Below are 16,008 nucleotides of genomic sequence, written 5' to 3'. Positions count from 1 at the left end.
GCCGTGGTGGCTGAAGGCGAACAAAATATGAGGGATGGGAACATGGGCGCTGGCCTGCAGGACAACGCAATACGGATCGAGCGGCCGGCCAAGACGCTGAGAGAGCTCGCCCTCGACAAGATGCGAGACAGCATCGTCAATGGGTATTTCCGTCCCGGAGATCGGCTGGTGGAGCGTGATTTGTGCGCGCAACTTGGAGTCAGCCGGACGATCGTGAGAGAAGTCCTGCGCCACCTGGAATCCGAGGGTCTGGTCTCAAACCAGCCCAACAAGGGTCCGATCGTCGCAATGCTCGACCTCGAAGAGGCAAAGCAGATCTACGAGATCCGCGGCGCTCTCGAGGGCATGGCTGCGAGGCTGTGCGCGGAGCGGGGCGACAAGAAGATTGCGCAGGCGCTGGACAAGTCGCTGAACGGGATCCGGAAGAGTTACGCCGAGAAGGACATGCCGGGCGTGTTGGCGCACACGAGCGCGTTCTACCAGACGCTGTTCAGCAAGGTCGACAGACACGTCGCCTGGGGGGTCGTCAACCTTCTGACGGTTCGTATCAATCACCTGCGATCGATGACGATAAAGACGCCAAATCGGGATTCCGACGGACCAGCGCAGATGGAAAAGATCGTCGATGCCATTCGAAGAGGAGATGGCCAGGCCGCTTACCAGGCGGCGACCGATCATGTTGCGCGCGCGTGCGCAATCGCGGAGGAAGTCTTGTCGGCGCAAGCCGGTTCGGATTGACTTGATTGACCTGTTTGCCTCGATCCATCGACGAGGCTGCTTCGATTAGTCCGGGCAAAGCCTACTGGTCCTAAATCGAGTTTCTGCGTTGTCGTGCGCCAGCTTGTAAAGGCGGGCCACGACGTCGATCGACGAACTGCGACGCACGCAGTTCTCTTTCAGCGGAAGTGCATGCTCCTCGAACCCTTCACCGTCGTGGCCTTATCCTGCCATGACGACGGAGTCGGGTTGTTTCAACGCCGCTTAAGAAACGGGCTGGAAAAGCCTGCAGGCCGATGCGGCGGACGTCGCTTGACTCTCCAGTTTTTTGGCATACCATAACACTGCATACCTAGAGAGGGCACCATGGCTATCGAGATCCGCAAGACACTCCTTCAGATCGAAACCACTCTTGTTGAGGGAGGAAGGGCCGCATCCTCCCCTCTGAAGCTGTTTGCCGCATACGCAGTCGTGAAAAACCCCTGGGCGGGGCGGGGGTTCGTCGAAGATCTGAAGCCGGAAATTCATGCTGCGGCGCCGGTGCTGGGTGAACTGCTCACCGGAATGATTATCGACGCCGTCGGATCGGGCGAGGCCGTCGAAGGCTACGGCAAGACCGCCGTCGTCGGTCTCGATGGAGAGATCGAACACGCTTCGGCCCTCATTCACACGCTTAGATTTGGAAATCACTACCGTCAGGCGGTCGGTGCGAAGTCGTATCTCGCGTTTTGCAATACTCGCGGGCCCGCGAACGCTCCCATCATGATCCCGCTGATGGACAAGAACGACGAAGGACGCCGATCCCACTACCTGACGATCCAGACGTCTATTCCGGACGCGCCGGCGGCAGACGAGATTGTCATCGGGCTCGGCGCTTCCGTCGGCGGCCGGCCGCATCACCGCATCGGCGACCGCTATCAGGATCTCAAGGATCTCGGCCAGGCCGTCAGCAATCCCGCTGGCGTTTGAACTGGATCGGTGACGCCATGTCAAATACCGCCCAAAGATCCGCGCAGGCTTTCGAAAGTAGCAGCGCAACTTGCCCCCGGAAGGCTAGCCCGCGTGGGGTAGCCTATCACGACGTCGGACAGGGCGAGCCGCTAGTTCTGGTCCACGGCGTCGGGATGCGATTGGAGGCCTGGTCTCCTCAGATTCCGGAGTTTGCCAGGACTCACCGTGTGATTGCTGTCGACATGCCGGGTCATGGCGAAAGCAAGGCTCTACCGGCCGGGAGTACCATCAAGGACTTCGTTGCATGGCTGGAGCGATTTCTCGACGACATCGGACTTTCCCGCGTCAACATCGCGGGTCATTCGATGGGAGCGATGATCTCGGGCGGCGCAGTAGCGACATTCCCGGAGAGAATAGCAAGGGTCGCGTATCTCAACGGTGTGCATAAGCGCGATCCTGACGCGAAGGCAGCTGTGCTGGCTCGTGCCGCTGCCATCCGGTCAAGCGGTGTGGACAAGGAAGGACCTCTGCTGCGGTGGTTCGGCGACGATCCCGAGAGCAACCGGGCGCGCGAACTCACCCGCGCATGGTTGGAACAGATCGATCCACAAGCCTATGCGACTGCCTATAGCGCGTTTGCTACCGGCGACGACGTCTTTTGTGATTGCTGGCCGAAGGTCACGTGCCCTGCGATGTTTCTGACCGGCGACGGTGATCCGAATTCGACGCCGGAAATGGCTAAGACGATGGCGACGCAGGCACAAAACGGTTGGGCACGGATCATCAGCGGGCACCGCCACATGGTGAACCTGACGGCACCCGGCATCGTCAATGACATGATGCGTGAATGGCTGGCGACAGAGGAGAGGCCAACATGACAGCACAGGCGTTCGATCCAAGAGCGCTGCGGGACGCATTTGGTGCGTTCCCGACGGGCGTGACAGTCGTAACCACGCGAGACGCCAGCGGCCATCCGATCGGCTTCACAGCGAATTCGTTCACTTCGGTGTCGTTGGACCCGCCTTTGCTCCTGGTTTGCTTGGCCAAGACATCGCGCAACTACGCGACCATGACGGGAGCTCGACACTTCGCCATCAATGTCCTGTCGGAGACACAGAAGGACGTCTCCAATACGTTCGCCCGCCCGGTCGAGGACCGCTTCGCTTCCGTGAACTGGCGCAGTGGCGAGACGGGCTCACCGGTTTTTTCTGATGTCGCCGCATTCTTCGAATGCGCGATGCACGAGGTCGTGGAAGCCGGGGATCATGTGATCCTTGTCGGGCGGGTGACGACGTTCACCAACAGCGGTCTCAATGGACTTGGCTATGCGCGTGGCGGCTACTTCACGCCGACCCTGGCTGGAAAAGCTGTTTCCGCGGCGAGCGAGGGCAACATCAAGTTCGCGGCAGTGTTGGAAAGGCAAGGCGAGGTGCTGTTGCTGGGTACCGAGCGATCCCTCAGCCTGCCGGGTTGCGAAATCAGCGACGGCAATCCGAGCGAAGTTCTCGCAGACCACCTCGAAGACGTAACCGGTCTGAACGTCACCATCGGATTTCTGTATTCGGTTTACGAAGACAAGACAGACGGATGTCAGCACATCGTTTATCGGGCGATCGCCGGGGGTGGCGATCCGAAGTCCGGCCATTTCTATTCGCCGTCTGAAATCGACCCCGCGGCCGCCTGCGACAAGGCGACTGCCGATATCATTCGCCGCTTCGCGCTGGAAAGCTCGATCGGCAACTTCGGTGTCTACTTCGGCAATGAGACCGAGGGGAAAGTGCATTCGAGCCAGGTGGAGGAGACGCGGCGATGAAATTTTCTCTTTTTGTTCACATGGAACGTCTGAATGCGGACCAGCAGCAAAAGGATCTGTACAACGAGTTCATCGCTCTGTGCGAGATCGCCGACAAGGGCGGCATGCATGCGATCTGGACCGGCGAGCATCACGGCATGGATTTCACCATCGCGCCGAACCCCTTCGTCACCATCGCTGATCTCGCAAACCGTACGAAGCATGCTCGCCTCGGCACCGGAACGGTGATCGCTCCATTCTGGCACCCAATCAAGCTGGCAGGCGAGGCGGCAATGACTGACCTCATCACCGACGGCAGACTGGATCTCGGTATCGCGCGCGGCGCTTACTCCTTCGAATACGAGCGTCTCTTTCCCGGCCTTGACGCCTGGGGCGCTGGCCAACGCCTGCGAGAGCTCATTCCGGCCGTCAAAGGCGTCTGGCAGGGCGACTATTCCCATGATGGCGAATTCTGGAAGTTCCCCTCCACGACATCGGCGCCGAAGCCGCAGCAGCAGCCGATCCCGATCTGGGTAGCGGCTCGTGATCCAAACAGCCACGAATTTGCGGTTGCCAATGGCTGCAACGTCCAAGTGACCCCACTTTGGAACGGGGACAAAGAGATCGACAGTCTGATGGATCGGTTCAAGGCTGCGTGTGAAAAGGCGCCGAAGATACCTCGTCCGAAAATCATGCTGCTGCTCCACACCTACGTCGGCACGGATGCAGCCGATGTGGCGCAGGCTGAGAAGGAACTCAGCATTTACTACAATTACTTCTTTGCATGGTTCAAGAATGAGCGCCCTATTCGACAGGGCCTGATCGCCCGGCTGAGCGAGGAAGAGATGGCGGAAAACACCATCGTCTCGCCGCAGGTCATGCGCGACAATCTGGCGTTGGGTACCGCCGATCAGGTGATTACTCGCCTCAAGCATTATGAGGCGCTGGGATACGACGAGTATTCCTTCTGGATCGATACCGGCATGCCCTTCGAGCGCAAGAAGGCTTCGCTCGAGCGCTTCATCCGCGACGTCATGCCGGCGTTCCAGGAGTGACAGAGATGCGGCGCTTCCAGCTTTACATCGACGGCCACTTTGAAGACGGCGACAACACTTTCGAGAGCCTCGATCCGGCCACGGGCGAGCCGTGGGCCATCATGCCGGAAGCACGAGAGCCGGAGGTCGATCGCGCCGTCGAAGCCGCCCACAGAGCACTGACAGAAGGGTCGTGGTCAGCGATGACCGCGACCCAACGCGGGCAGCTGCTCTATCGTCTCGCCGACCTGGTTGCGGAAAACGCAAAATTTCTGGCGGAGATCGAAACGCGCGACACCGGCAAGATCATCCGCGAGACCTCGTCGCAGATCGCCTATGTCGCCAACTACTACCGATACTATGCCGGGCTTGCCGACAAGATCGAAGGCTCGTTCCTGCCGATCGACAAGCCTGACATGGATGTCTGGCTGCGCCGGGAGCCGGTGGGTGTTGTGGCCATGGTCGTGCCTTGGAACAGCCAGCTTTTCCTGTCGGCCGTCAAGGTCGGGCCGGCACTTGCGGCCGGATGCACTCTGGTGCTGAAGGCATCCGAAGACGGTCCTGGCCCACTTCTCGAGTTCGCCCGTCTCGTTGACGAGGCAGGCTTCCCGCCCGGTGTTGTCAATATCGTTACAGGCTTCGGCCCTGCCTGCGGCGCAGCGCTGACGAGCCATCCGAAGGTCGCGCACATCGCCTTCACCGGAGGCCCGGAATCCGCACGCCATGTGGTTCGTAACTCTGCTGAAAACCTTGCGTCCACGTCCCTTGAACTGGGAGGCAAGTCGCCGTTCGTGGTTTTCGCGGATGCCGATCTCGAAAGTGCCGTGAACGCACAGGTCGCCGGCATCTTCGCGGCGACTGGCCAGTCATGTGTCGCCGGATCGCGACTGATTGTCGAGCGTTCGATCAAGGATGCGTTCCTCGCGAAGTTGAAAGCCAAGGCTGAGGGGATCCGCATCGGCAGCCCTCTGGACATGGCGACGGAGGTCGGCCCGCTCGCGACCCGCCGACAACAGGATCATGTCGACGCCTTGATCGCTGCCTCGATCGCAGCTGGAGCAAAGCTTGTCACCGGCGGCGTACGCCCCCGTGGTTTAGGAAACTACTATCCGCCGACCATTCTCGATTGCGACGGCATCGCCTCACCGTCGTTGGTCCAGGAATTCTTTGGTCCGGTATTGTCTGTCGTTTCATTCGACACTGAGGCAGAGGCCCTGCAATTGGCCAACGATACGCGCTTCGGTCTCGCGTCCGGTGTCTTCACTCAGAATCTCGCACGCGCCCACCGTATGAGCAAAGGCATCCACGCGGGCATCGTTTGGCTCAACACCTATCGCGCTGTTTCGCCGATCGCGCCCTTCGGAGGCTACGGTCTTTCAGGGCATGGTCGCGAGGGCGGAATGGCCGCGGTCATGGATTACACCCGGACAAAGACCGTCTGGCTCAACACGTCCGATTCACCCTTTCCCGACCCCTTCGTGATGCGGTGAGATGATGTTTTACGAAATCAGGACATACCGGCTCAAGAACGGAACCGTTCCGACCTACCTCAAGGTGGTCGAGGAGGAGGGCATCGCTATCCAGAAATCGCATCTGGGCGAGCTCGTCGGTTACTTCTTTTCCGAAATCGGCACGATCAACGAGATCGTGCACATCTGGGCCTATGAAACTCTCGACGACCGGGAGCGACGGCGGACCGCACTCAATGCGGATCCTGACTGGCAGGCGTTTCTGCCCAAGATCCGCGATCTCATCGAGGTCGCGGAGAACAAGATCGTAAGACCGGCCCGCTTCTCGCCCTTGGGCTAGTGCGGATCCGTTGAATGCAGGCATGAGAGAACAAGCTCAAAAAAGGAGTACTGGGAACATGAAATCGCATATCGGACTCGCGGCCGCGGCCGCTTTCATCTTGACCACCACGTCGGTCAGCGCCGCCGATCTGGTCTTTTCGAGCTGGGGAGGGACGACACAAGACGCCCAGAAGGCCGCGTGGGCGGACAAATTCACCGAAAAGTCGGGCATCAATGTTCTGCAAGACGGGCCGACCGACTACGGCAAGCTGAAGGCGATGGTCGAAGCCAATGGCGTGACATGGGACGTGGTGGACGTCGAAGGCGACTACGCCGCCCAGGCAGGTGGGAAGAGCCTGCTTGAGAAGCTCGATTACAGCGTCATCGACAAATCCAAGCTCGATCCGCGCTTCGTCACCGATTACTCGGTTGGCAGCTTCTACTACTCGTTCGTGATCGGCTGCAATAAAGACGCCGTCTCGGCGTGCCCAAAGACCTGGGCGGATCTCTTCGATACGCAGAAGTTCCCCGGCAAGCGCACCTTCTACAAATGGTCCGCACCCGGTGTGATCGAAGCTGCGCTCCTGGCCGATGGCGTTGCGGCAGACAAACTCTATCCTCTTGACCTCGAACGGGCTTTCAAGAAACTCGATACCATCAAATCAGATATCGTCTGGTGGTCGGGCGGGGCTCAGTCGCAGCAATTGCTTGCTTCCGCGGAAGCGCCATTCGGTAGCGTATGGAATGGACGCATGACGGCCTTGGGCAAGACGGGCGTAAACGTCGAGACATCCTGGGAGCAGAATATCACCGCTGCCGACTCTCTTGTCGTCCCCAAGGGCACGAAGAACCTGAAGGCCGCCATGGAATTCATCGCGCTGGCCACATCGGCACAGGCGCAGGCCGACATGGCGACGGCGACGGGATACGCGCCGATCAATCTCGATGCCGCAAAGCTGATGGATCCCGAGACCGCAAAAACCCTCCCGGACAAACAGACGGCGAGCCAGGTGAACGCAGACATGTCCTACTGGGCGAAGAACAGGGACGCCATCGGAGAGCGCTGGTACGCCTGGCAGGCTAAGTAAACCATGAGGAGAGGGTAGGGACGCTGGGCGCTTGGTCTACGCATGGACATCCAGTCTTGCGTCAGGCCTTGGTCAGTGACCCTGCCCCGGTTTGCAGCGCCCGCGTGAGCGCCGCTGATTTTCGAAAGGGAGAGCTATGTCCGCTACAGCCGTTTCGCAGCCACGAGGCCGCCCTGCAATCGCAAGCAAGGCTGCGAAAGTGGCGAGCGCCGTTGGCTTCGCCTGGGTCGTGCCCGGTTTGGTCTTCGTTGCGCTTTTCTTCGTGATTCCGGTGGTCTCTCTCCTGCTACGCAGCATCACCGAACCGACCTTCGGCCTTACCAACTACGCGGAGCTTCTGGGGTCGACCACCTATCTCAGGATCTTCTTCAACACATTCGCGGTTTCGGCGCTTGTGACCCTGATTTCGCTCATGATCGGATTTCCCGTCGCCTGGACGCTGGCGATCATGCCGCGCCGTGCAGCGTCTTTCGTTTTCGCGATCCTGCTTTTGTCGATGTGGACGAACCTTCTCGCCCGGACCTACGCGTGGATGGTGCTGCTCCAGAGAACAGGGGTCATCAACAAGATCCTGATGGGCTTGGGACTGATCGACACGCCCTTACCACTCGTGAACAACCTCACGGGCGTAACGATCGGCATGACTTACATCATGCTGCCGTTCATCATTCTTCCCCTTTATGGCGTGATCCGGAAGATAGACCCCGCGATCCTTCAGGCAGCAGCTCTGTGTGGTGCCACGCGCTGGCAATCGTTGACGCGGGTCCTGCTTCCGCTCGCGATACCGGGTATGGCGGCCGGCGCATTAATGGTCTTCGTGATGTCTCTTGGCTATTTCGTCACGCCCGCACTTCTCGGCGGCACCGCAAACATGATGCTCGCGGAACTGATCGCCCAATTCGTTCAATCGCTTGTCAACTGGGGAATGGGTGGCGCTGCCGCACTGGTGTTGCTCGTCGTCACACTGGGGCTCTACGCCGTCCAGCTCCGTTTCTTCGGTCAGCAGAATCTGGGAGGCCGATAATCATGTTGTTGAGCTTCGAACGCCTCGGTTATTGGAAGTATATTCTGCTCGCGATCACGGTTCTGACTGCCGCATTCCTGCTGCTGCCGATCCTGTTCATCGCAGCTCTGTCCTTCGGGTCCTCGCAGTGGCTGATTTTCCCACCGCCAGGTTGGACGTTGAAATGGTACTCGGATCTGTTTGCCGATCCTCGGTGGCTTGAATCAGCCTTTACCAGCTTAAAGATCGCCGCGATGGTCACCATCCTGTCGGTTCTGCTCGGGCTGGTGACATCCTTCGGTTTGGTCCGCGGCAGGTTTCTCTTCCGCGAATCCATCAAGGCATTGTTCCTGACACCGATGATCCTTCCCGTCGTCGTTCTGGCAGTCGGTCTTTATGCCTTTCTCCTGAAGGTCGGCCTAAACGGCACGATGACCGGGTTTGTCCTGTCACATTTGATCCTGGCCCTGCCATTCTCGATCCTCGCCATCAGCAACGCGCTCGAAGGCTTCGACAAATCGATCGAAGATGCCGCAATCCTTTGCGGAGCGTCCCCAATCGAGGCCAAGATCCGGATCACCTTGCCAGCCATCAGTCATGGTCTGTTTTCCGCTGCGATCTTCTCGTTTCTTACGTCGTGGGATGAAGTGGTCGTTGCAATCTTCATGGCGAGCCCGACGCTTCAGACCCTTCCGGTAAAGGTCTGGGCAACGCTTAGACAAGATCTAACACCAGTCGTGGCCGCAGCCTCGACCCTCCTCATCCTACTGACCCTCGTGCTCATGACACTGGTCGCACTGGTGCGCAAAGGAATGAAATCATGACGATCCCCTTCCTGCAAATTCAAGGAATCCGTAAAGAATATGGACCCGTCGTTGCGGTGCATGACGTCAATCTCGAAGTGCGCAAAGGCGAGTTCCTGACGTTCCTCGGGCCATCAGGTTCAGGTAAGAGCACGACGCTTTATATCTTGGCCGGCTTCGAAAATCCCACAAAGGGCGACATCAAGCTCTCTGGCTCGTCATTGCTGTCGACGCCTTCGCACCAGCGCAACATCGGCATGGTGTTCCAACGTTACACCTTGTTCCCGCACCTTACCGTCGGCGAGAATATCGCGTTTCCGTTGAAAGTGAGAAGAAAGTCGAAAGCTGAGGTCGATGCCAAGGTTCGGGAGATGCTTCGTCTCGTCCGGCTTGAGGGGTTCGAGGATCGCAAACCTGCGCAGATGTCGGGTGGTCAGCAGCAGCGCGTCGCACTCGCCCGTGCACTCGCCTATGATCCTCCGGTCCTTCTGATGGACGAGCCGCTCTCGGCTCTCGACAAGAAGCTGCGCGAGGAAATCCAGTACGAAATCCGCCGAATCCATCAGCAGACGGAAGTCACTATCCTCTACGTTACGCACGATCAGGAAGAGGCGTTGCGTCTTTCTGACCGGATTGCTGTGTTCTCCAAGGGGGTGATCGACCAGATCGGCACGGGTCAGGAACTCTACGCTAACCCGGCGACCCGCTTCGTTGCGGAGTTTATCGGCGACAGCAACTTCCTGCCATGCAACATTCTCAAAGCGTCGAACGGCCGCGCCGAGATCTCATTGTTTGACGGCCTTACTGTGCCGGATGTGCCTATCCACGGCTCTGCCTCCGCAAGTTCGAACGCCTCGATCATGCTGCGACCCGAGCGCCTGTTTCTCTCAAAGGCCCCTCAGGACAGGGCCCTGGCAGCAACGGTCGATGACATTACGTTCCTCGGCAACAACGTGCACGTCGTTACGACGACAGCTCGGGGCGACGGTCTCTCGGTCCGATTGCCGTTCGGCCATGACGCGATCTCAAATCTCAATCGCGGCGACCCCGTCTGGCTGAAGTTTGAGGCCGGATCGGCTCACGTGTTCAATCATTGAAATGACAAGGCCAACACGGCTTAAAGCAGACGTGTTCGCTGGCATTGCGCATACATAGAATGGAGCATACGGGATGATCGCGCAGTCTCTTCTTGGCAGGTTAAGTGACCCCAGCCTGGCGACAGACAAGGCAAGGATCGGCGGCGGCTGGGTGACAAGTAGTGACAGTGGGCGCACCTTCCAGGTCACCAATCCGTCGACGGGCGAAGTCCTCGCGACACTTCCGGATATGGGAGGTGCCGAAACGGCTCGCGCCATCGCTGCTGCGCACAGAGCTCAACGGGAGTGGGCGCGAATGACGGGGAAGCAGCGCGCGGCCATTCTTCGAAGACTGTTCGACCTCCTTGTCCAGAACGTTGACGATCTGGCGGTCATCTTGACAATGGAGATGGGGAAACCTCTTGGCGAGGCAAAAGGAGAAATCCTTTACGGTGCCGCGTACGTCGAGTGGTTTGCAGAAGAGGCCAAACGTGTCTATGGCGACACGATCCCGGGTCATCAGCAAGATAAGCGCATCGTTGTCATCAAGCAGCCGGTCGGCGTCGTCGGCGCAATCACGCCATGGAACTTCCCGAACGCGATGCTCGCGCGGAAGATGGCACCGGCTCTTGCTGCAGGCTGCGCAATGGTTTCGAAGCCGGCTGCAGAAACGCCGCTGTCTGCTCTGGCGATTGCCGTGTTGACCGAACGGGCCGGCCTGCCTGAAGGTCTCTTCAATGTCATTGTCTCGACCGACTCTGCCACGGTCGGCCAGGAAATGTGTCGGAACGACAAAATCCGAAAGCTTACCTTCACGGGATCAACGAACGTCGGCAGGATCTTGATGCGTCAGGGCGCTGAACAGGTCCTGAAACTCGGTCTTGAACTCGGAGGCAATGCTCCCTTCATCGTCTTCGACGACGCCGATTTGGATGCCGCCGTGGAGGGGGCTATGGTTTCGAAGTACCGTAACAATGGCCAGACCTGTGTCTGTGCAAATCGGCTCTATGTCCAGGCCGGTGTCTACGAAGACTTTGCAGAAAAGCTGGCTGCCAAAGTGAGGGAGATGAAGGTCGGGGATGGCTTCGAAGAAGGGGTTAATGCAGGTCCTCTCATCTCCGACAAGGCGCTTTCGAAGGTTGAGGAACACGTAAACGATGCAGTGGCGAAGGGCGCGAAGATAGCGCTTGGCGGGCGTCGGGAGGCGCGGGGAGGTCTCTTTTACACGCCGACGATCCTGACCGGCGTGACGGGGGAGATGAAAATCGCGCGGGAGGAAACGTTCGGACCGGTCGCGCCGCTCTTTAAGTTTGAAGACGAAACCGATGTGATCGCCATGGCCAACAACACAGAGTTCGGCCTGGCTTCGTATTTCTATTCCAGAGACCTATCCAGAGTGTTCCGGGTGGCAGAGGAACTCGAATACGGAATGGTTGGCGTCAACACGGGACTTATTTCGACAGAGGTAGCACCGTTCGGAGGCATCAAGCAGTCTGGCCAGGGGCGGGAAGGGTCCAAGTACGGCATCGAGGAGTACCTTGAGATCAAATACGTCTGCCTCTCCATCTAAGGGAGTGCCCGTACAAGGCGGCAATGACAAGGGAGGGAAGGCATGGTTCCGATCGAAAAATTCTTTCAACTGCTGCGTGACCTCTTTCAACCTGACGCCGGTGTGTCTTCCTCTTTGGAAGCGGATCAAGGGTTTTACGAGATGCATGTGGGCTGGCTTGAGTGAGCCACGGAGTCGCTGCTCTTTGACCACCAAGTCGTCGACCGTGCTGCACGGCAAGGATATCCTCAACTGCGTTGCATCCAGCGAAAGCTCGGCTTGCGGGACCAATAAGGCTCTCGGCCAGCAACAGCGATCAGGCTGATTTGATTTTACAAGCCTGGCGAAGGGCATCGCTCCGAAGGTACAACTTTAGCGTTGGCGATATCCCCCACTCTTCTTTGCCGACTTATAGCAGACGGTGGATGCGGTCATCTCACCGCAGGATGAATGAGATGATACATCCGGTTGTCGCCCAATAGTTGCGCGATGCACGATGAAGTCGCCATCGCAACCGTTTCGGCAGCTACGCTTTTTGACGGAAAGGCGCGATCGGAAGCGCGACGGAACCCAGGATCAGGATGCCGCAATTGACCAAGCAACGCTTCTCGAAGCGTTGCTTGGCACGTTTCCCCTTCCGCTCTTCTACAAGAATTCTCAGGGTCGCTACGTATGCTCCAACGAAGCTTTCGAAGACTTCTTCGCCGCACCCGTGACGAGGTCATCGGGAAAGTGGCTCGATCTTGATGCGAAGCAATCGACCGACCTCCATTTTGGGCATTAGGCGCTTCTCGAAGGCGACGAAGCCACAGCCAGTGAGGCGGCTCGATCGGCCCCACGACCTGCCGTCTCAACGACGTCGACCCCATGGCGTGGCTCGCCGATGTGTTCGCCCGCATCGCCGAACTTCCCGTCTCCCGCCTGCACGAACTGCTGCCTTGGCAATGGAAGACACATAAAGGGACGGCTATTGCGGCGGCCGCGTAAACAGCTCCCGGAACAACGCTTCGGAGCGCTCCAGGCCTTCATTGGTCAGGATCAGTGACTTCGACTTGTTGACAGGGTCGCCGATCATGCCCTTCTTGTGAAGCCGATCCGTCGTTGCCCAGTCGAAGCCCTTCCAGGCACGACGCTCGTTATGCAGCGTCAGCCATAACAGCGCCAAAACGGCATCGTCGATCTTGTCCTCATCGATCTCCATGAACCGACATTACCACGCGCGGCGCCCAAAATCCCGCGGCCCTGCTCGGATGGATACAGCTCAACACTCAGACCGGCATGAGCAACGGCTATCGCTTTGATTCAGCATTTAGGTCCGCGCGTTGGCAGAGGTATGCAGTAAAGCCCCCGCCTTTTTAGCCGCCGCCCGCAGACGCTTGTCTCTGGTCCACAAGGCCGCGCTGATCAAGGAGAACCGAGGCCAGCAAGTGGGCATCTGTGTAGTTAGCCTTTGAGCGCGTTGGCTCAAATGACATAGTGCCCTCAAAATATGCCAATCGGCGCCAGCCGTCGCTTCTCCCCCAGCCCCCACGACACGGCGCGCAGGGGGCGATAATCTTCGCACAGTCATTCAGGCGTGTGCGGACTTTGCACTCAGCATTGTTCCGAGCGTGTCAACAGTCCGCGCAATTGTGCTTCCTCGACCAGCCGCCCACCGGCTTCCTCGAACGCTTCTCGCGCGGCGACTTGCCGTGGCTTTCGTTTTGATGAGGCACCCCTTGAGCCAGGAAATTGTGCGAAATAGGTTCTGAGAATGTACGAGCGGGCTGTGTCACCCGGAAAAACGACTCCGGTTCTGCCTGATGGCTGCGAGCCATGAGCTGCCCGACCCGATCCGAAAGTCAGCCGACTTGCTCGACTGTCAACGAGCCTGCTGATAACGGCTTGATCAGCGATCGGGCTGACGTGGCTGGCTCCAGCCAATCTGCCCAAGCGTCGCGTTCCAGGATGACGATCTGCCGATCGTGATAAGGCGCGATGTCCGGTCCCGGCTCCATTGTCAGCATAGTGAAGGCCTGCCCGACCTCCGGTGTTTCTCGCCAGATGCCTGCGATGCAGAAAATCGGCTCGTCCTTCCTGGTGAATAGCCACTTGTCTTTGCGCTTCTTTTTCGGGTCCTTTGGCTCGGTGAACTCGTAAAAGCCATCGGTGACGATCAGACAACGATTGGAACTGAACTCCCGACCCTCCGACCGGAAATTATAGACCGGACGCTTGTTCGGTCCAGGCCAGCTCCAGCGCCGCTGCACGAGCTCAGGCTCGTTTCGGGCTCCGTCAATCGTCCTGACGATAGGGCCAAGATCGGTGATCTTGATGTCCTCGCGCGCTTCGAGGTTCGGCGCGCCCTCACCGAAACGGATCTTGATCTCGAGCTCGGCGAAGTCCTCGACGATCGAGGCGACATCCACCATCAGGCGATAATCATTGCACATGCGTCCCCCCATCTCGGGTTGATTGCTTCAGATTCATGTTCCTGATATGTTCCATTCAGGATGAGCGCGAAGGCTTTCCAGTCCGACACCCCGCTCGACCAGCCTCGCATGATCATAAGACGCCATGATGGCGAGGTGGAGATGGTGGAGCTTTCATGGGGGCTGCGTCCCCGCGATGGTGGGCTAGCGCCGTGAATGTTGTTCGATCGGAGGGAGCGGTTTACCCTCCGCACGGTGCCGGCACTTCTTAGCAGGAGTTCCGCCTGGCAGGACTATTGTGATGCCGAGCGACCCCTCGAGCAGGCGATCAAACGGCTCGGGAAAACAAGAGGGACAGCATGACCTGTGAAAGTGGTCAGGCGATCTCACATGGACGAGGAAAAAAAGGACCCACCCACGTCGCCACGTGAGGGTGCAACAGCCGACCTGCCGCACGACCGGACAACGCTGCAACGCTTTCGGCAAGCGTTTCCGCGTGCACGATGGAGCGACGACCTGAAAGCCTGGTTCGTGCCCGGCCGCACCGCGAGTAAGCGCGTCGGCCGCTTTCTGGCCGAGATGGAGGCCAGGGCCGACGCCTTTGCTGACGAGAAGGGCAGGGACGCATTCGCCTTCGAGCCGATCGAAAGCCGCTATCTCGAAGCAGCACCCGCGACCTTCGAGATCCGCACCCCCTATTCAAAGCAGGTCATCGACGAGATACGCGAAATTTCGCGTTCACGCTGGGACGCAGATCGCCGCCTGTGGACCGTGCCCTACGGTTCATTCGAGGAACTGCGCCAGCGCTGGCCAGCCATCGAGGCAGCCGCCGAACGGAGCGAGCCGGAAGCCCGCCGCTCAAGGCGCGAGGCGATCAAGGGCACTGAAGAAGACGAGGCATCCAGGGCGAGGATCAGGGAGCGCCGGCGGAAGCGATATCCCGTCCCTGCCGATGATCCCCCGCCCTTCGATCGTGCGACCGGCACCCATATCGGGATCGTGTTCTTCACCAGGACCGACGGCGAACTCGCGGATCCGTCGACAGTCAGTGCGTTCTACTTTGCCGCGCCGGATGGCGAGGAATATGTCTGGGCGTCCTGGCGGTCGGGCTCGCTGGAGGAATTGGTGACGACCTGGCCGGCGCGCAGGCTACCGGATCAAAGTGAACTCGATCGCGGCTGGTGGATGCCAACTCTTGGGGAATTGCGAATTGCCCGGCGCGACGCCAAATCCAGGCGGCGGGCCAGAGCGCGAGCAGAGGGACAACCCACCCGGTGAGAGAACAGCAGACAGTTCTTGAGGAATTCCGACGCTTGCCGCCGATCAAGCCACGCGAACTCGTCGGCCTATGGAAAGGGCGCGGCATACCGGCGGGGCATCCCTTCGACGGCGTGCTGGAAAATCTTGGCTGGTTCGGCAAGCGGTTCACATCCGACATGCGCGCGGATGCCTTGCTGTTTCGCGCAGGTGGACGGCGCCTGATCGCCATCGATCCGAAATGGATACCGCTCGGCCTGGCGTTACGTTTCCATGGAGTCGGCCGGACGCGTGCCGCGCAAAACCTGTTTTTCTATCTTCAGCAGCGGCTGCAGGCCAGGGGGCCAGTCGCCTCCGTAAAGACCATGATGTTTGATGGTGTCGAGAGTGCGGCCATCACCTACGACAACCAGCCGATCGTCGATCATTTCCGGCGGATCGACGTGGACCGGATCATGGGGGCGATGACCGTCACCGGCAAGGAGCGGACCTATTTCTTCGAACTTGAGCGCGTCGACGACCCTTGAATGCCGGCTG

Annotated in this window: 17 protein-coding genes and 5 pseudogenes; 19 read left to right on the top strand and 3 right to left on the bottom strand. The window is 59.2% G+C overall.

Annotation, left to right across the window (positions count from 1 at the left end; translation table 11 throughout):
* Positions 1-42 precede the first annotated feature (42 nt).
* The 15 genes and pseudogenes from NBG89_RS27080 to NBG89_RS27010 form a co-directional block, all read left to right on the top strand.
* Entirely contained in the window at positions 43-738 is a 696-nt protein-coding gene (locus tag NBG89_RS27080; RefSeq protein WP_431323364.1) for a GntR family transcriptional regulator, read from the top strand.
* A gap of 345 nt (positions 739-1,083) precedes the next feature.
* Positions 1,084-1,686 (top strand): amino acid synthesis family protein, encoded by a 603-nt coding sequence (locus tag NBG89_RS27075; protein WP_431323363.1) that lies wholly within the window; start codon positions 1,084-1,086, stop codon positions 1,684-1,686.
* 17 nt (positions 1,687-1,703) lie between these two features.
* A complete protein-coding gene (locus NBG89_RS27070) occupies positions 1,704-2,546 on the top strand; it encodes an alpha/beta fold hydrolase (protein WP_431323362.1) in 843 nt (280 codons plus the stop codon).
* Positions 2,543-3,481: a flavin reductase gene (locus tag NBG89_RS27065; RefSeq protein ID WP_431323361.1), complete on the top strand. Its 939-nt coding sequence runs from the start codon at positions 2,543-2,545 to the stop codon at positions 3,479-3,481. The genes NBG89_RS27070 and NBG89_RS27065 overlap by 4 nt, the downstream gene beginning before the upstream one ends.
* Positions 3,478-4,515 carry an LLM class flavin-dependent oxidoreductase gene (locus NBG89_RS27060; RefSeq protein WP_431323360.1) on the top strand — a complete coding sequence of 346 codons (1,038 nt, stop codon included), beginning with the start codon at positions 3,478-3,480 and terminating at the stop codon, positions 4,513-4,515. The genes NBG89_RS27065 and NBG89_RS27060 overlap by 4 nt, the downstream gene beginning before the upstream one ends.
* Before the next feature lie 5 nt (positions 4,516-4,520).
* Positions 4,521-5,984, top strand: coding sequence for an aldehyde dehydrogenase (locus tag NBG89_RS27055; protein WP_431323359.1), 1,464 nt, complete (start codon positions 4,521-4,523; stop codon positions 5,982-5,984).
* 4 nt (positions 5,985-5,988) lie between these two features.
* On the top strand, positions 5,989-6,303 hold the full coding sequence (locus tag NBG89_RS27050) for an NIPSNAP family protein (protein ID WP_431324565.1): 315 nt from the start codon (positions 5,989-5,991) through the stop codon (positions 6,301-6,303).
* Positions 6,304-6,361: 58 nt separating this feature from the next.
* On the top strand, positions 6,362-7,372 hold the full coding sequence (locus NBG89_RS27045; protein WP_431323358.1) for a polyamine ABC transporter substrate-binding protein: 1,011 nt from the start codon (positions 6,362-6,364) through the stop codon (positions 7,370-7,372).
* 214 nt (positions 7,373-7,586) lie between these two features.
* Positions 7,587-8,396: pseudogene (locus NBG89_RS27040) on the top strand (ABC transporter permease); the annotation flags it as partial.
* A 2-nt stretch (positions 8,397-8,398) separates the two neighbouring features.
* A complete protein-coding gene (locus NBG89_RS27035) occupies positions 8,399-9,199 on the top strand; it encodes an ABC transporter permease (protein ID WP_431323357.1) in 801 nt (266 codons plus the stop codon).
* Positions 9,196-10,275: an ABC transporter ATP-binding protein gene (locus NBG89_RS27030; protein ID WP_431323356.1), complete on the top strand. Its 1,080-nt coding sequence runs from the start codon at positions 9,196-9,198 to the stop codon at positions 10,273-10,275. The genes NBG89_RS27035 and NBG89_RS27030 overlap by 4 nt, the downstream gene beginning before the upstream one ends.
* A gap of 73 nt (positions 10,276-10,348) precedes the next feature.
* Positions 10,349-11,824, top strand: coding sequence for an NAD-dependent succinate-semialdehyde dehydrogenase (locus tag NBG89_RS27025; protein ID WP_431323355.1), 1,476 nt, complete (start codon positions 10,349-10,351; stop codon positions 11,822-11,824).
* Between the two features lie 42 nt (positions 11,825-11,866).
* A complete protein-coding gene (locus tag NBG89_RS27020) occupies positions 11,867-11,989 on the top strand; it encodes a hypothetical protein (protein WP_431323354.1) in 123 nt (40 codons plus the stop codon).
* A gap of 310 nt (positions 11,990-12,299) precedes the next feature.
* The gene (locus NBG89_RS27015) at positions 12,300-12,587 is read left to right on the top strand and encodes a hypothetical protein (protein ID WP_431323353.1); all 288 of its coding nucleotides are present in this window, start codon (positions 12,300-12,302) and stop codon (positions 12,585-12,587) included.
* Positions 12,588-12,640: 53 nt separating this feature from the next.
* A pseudogene (locus NBG89_RS27010) lies at positions 12,641-12,790 on the top strand (transposase domain-containing protein); the annotation flags it as partial.
* On the opposite strand, the gene NBG89_RS27005 reads toward NBG89_RS27010, so the two are convergent.
* The 3 genes and pseudogenes from NBG89_RS27005 to NBG89_RS26995 form a co-directional block, all read right to left on the bottom strand.
* A complete protein-coding gene (locus NBG89_RS27005) occupies positions 12,771-13,004 on the bottom strand; it encodes a DUF6429 family protein (protein ID WP_431323352.1) in 234 nt (77 codons plus the stop codon). The pseudogene NBG89_RS27010 and the gene NBG89_RS27005 overlap by 20 nt on opposite strands.
* 108 nt (positions 13,005-13,112) lie before the next feature.
* Positions 13,113-13,245 (bottom strand): annotated as a pseudogene (locus NBG89_RS27000) (type II toxin-antitoxin system VapC family toxin); the annotation flags it as partial.
* A gap of 399 nt (positions 13,246-13,644) precedes the next feature.
* Positions 13,645-14,235 carry an SOS response-associated peptidase gene (locus NBG89_RS26995; protein ID WP_431323351.1) on the bottom strand — a complete coding sequence of 197 codons (591 nt, stop codon included), beginning with the start codon at positions 14,233-14,235 and terminating at the stop codon, positions 13,645-13,647.
* 60 nt (positions 14,236-14,295) lie between these two features.
* Here NBG89_RS26995 and NBG89_RS26990 point away from each other — a divergent pair.
* From NBG89_RS26990 to NBG89_RS26975, 4 genes and pseudogenes are all read left to right on the top strand, one after another.
* A pseudogene (locus NBG89_RS26990) lies at positions 14,296-14,468 on the top strand (SOS response-associated peptidase family protein); the annotation flags it as partial.
* Positions 14,449-14,577, top strand: a pseudogene (locus tag NBG89_RS26985) (ATP-dependent DNA ligase); the annotation flags it as partial. The pseudogenes NBG89_RS26990 and NBG89_RS26985, both read left to right, overlap by 20 nt.
* Before the next feature lie 27 nt (positions 14,578-14,604).
* The gene (locus tag NBG89_RS26980) at positions 14,605-15,492 is read left to right on the top strand and encodes a hypothetical protein (RefSeq protein WP_431323350.1); all 888 of its coding nucleotides are present in this window, start codon (positions 14,605-14,607) and stop codon (positions 15,490-15,492) included.
* The gene (locus NBG89_RS26975; protein WP_431323349.1) at positions 15,489-15,998 is read left to right on the top strand and encodes a DUF4334 domain-containing protein; all 510 of its coding nucleotides are present in this window, start codon (positions 15,489-15,491) and stop codon (positions 15,996-15,998) included. The genes NBG89_RS26980 and NBG89_RS26975 overlap by 4 nt, the downstream gene beginning before the upstream one ends.
* The last annotated feature ends 10 nt before the right edge of the window (positions 15,999-16,008 follow it).

The sequence above is a fragment of the Rhizobium sp. YTU87027 genome, assembly GCF_050644135.1.
Classification (GTDB): domain Bacteria; phylum Pseudomonadota; class Alphaproteobacteria; order Rhizobiales; family Rhizobiaceae; genus Rhizobium.
This window is presented reverse-complemented; position numbering and strand designations above follow the sequence as displayed.

Bases quoted from the DNA above. Each gene is read 5' to 3' on its own strand.
- NBG89_RS27080 (WP_431323364.1), top strand. From the start codon at position 43: ATGGGCGCTGGCCTGCAGGACAACGCAATACGGATCGAGCGGCCGGCC.
- NBG89_RS27075 (WP_431323363.1), top strand. From the start codon at position 1,084: ATGGCTATCGAGATCCGCAAGACACTCCTTCAGATCGAAACCACTCTT.
- NBG89_RS27070 (WP_431323362.1), top strand. From the start codon at position 1,704: ATGTCAAATACCGCCCAAAGATCCGCGCAGGCTTTCGAAAGTAGCAGC.
- NBG89_RS27065 (WP_431323361.1), top strand. From the start codon at position 2,543: ATGACAGCACAGGCGTTCGATCCAAGAGCGCTGCGGGACGCATTTGGT.
- NBG89_RS27060 (WP_431323360.1), top strand. From the start codon at position 3,478: ATGAAATTTTCTCTTTTTGTTCACATGGAACGTCTGAATGCGGACCAG.
- NBG89_RS27055 (WP_431323359.1), top strand. From the start codon at position 4,521: ATGCGGCGCTTCCAGCTTTACATCGACGGCCACTTTGAAGACGGCGAC.
- NBG89_RS27050 (WP_431324565.1), top strand. From the start codon at position 5,989: ATGTTTTACGAAATCAGGACATACCGGCTCAAGAACGGAACCGTTCCG.
- NBG89_RS27045 (WP_431323358.1), top strand. From the start codon at position 6,362: ATGAAATCGCATATCGGACTCGCGGCCGCGGCCGCTTTCATCTTGACC.
- NBG89_RS27035 (WP_431323357.1), top strand. From the start codon at position 8,399: ATGTTGTTGAGCTTCGAACGCCTCGGTTATTGGAAGTATATTCTGCTC.
- NBG89_RS27030 (WP_431323356.1), top strand. From the start codon at position 9,196: ATGACGATCCCCTTCCTGCAAATTCAAGGAATCCGTAAAGAATATGGA.
- NBG89_RS27025 (WP_431323355.1), top strand. From the start codon at position 10,349: ATGATCGCGCAGTCTCTTCTTGGCAGGTTAAGTGACCCCAGCCTGGCG.
- NBG89_RS27020 (WP_431323354.1), top strand. From the start codon at position 11,867: ATGGTTCCGATCGAAAAATTCTTTCAACTGCTGCGTGACCTCTTTCAA.
- NBG89_RS27015 (WP_431323353.1), top strand. From the start codon at position 12,300: ATGAAGTCGCCATCGCAACCGTTTCGGCAGCTACGCTTTTTGACGGAA.
- NBG89_RS27005 (WP_431323352.1), bottom strand. From the start codon at position 13,004: ATGGAGATCGATGAGGACAAGATCGACGATGCCGTTTTGGCGCTGTTA.
- NBG89_RS26995 (WP_431323351.1), bottom strand. From the start codon at position 14,235: ATGTGCAATGATTATCGCCTGATGGTGGATGTCGCCTCGATCGTCGAG.
- NBG89_RS26980 (WP_431323350.1), top strand. From the start codon at position 14,605: ATGGACGAGGAAAAAAAGGACCCACCCACGTCGCCACGTGAGGGTGCA.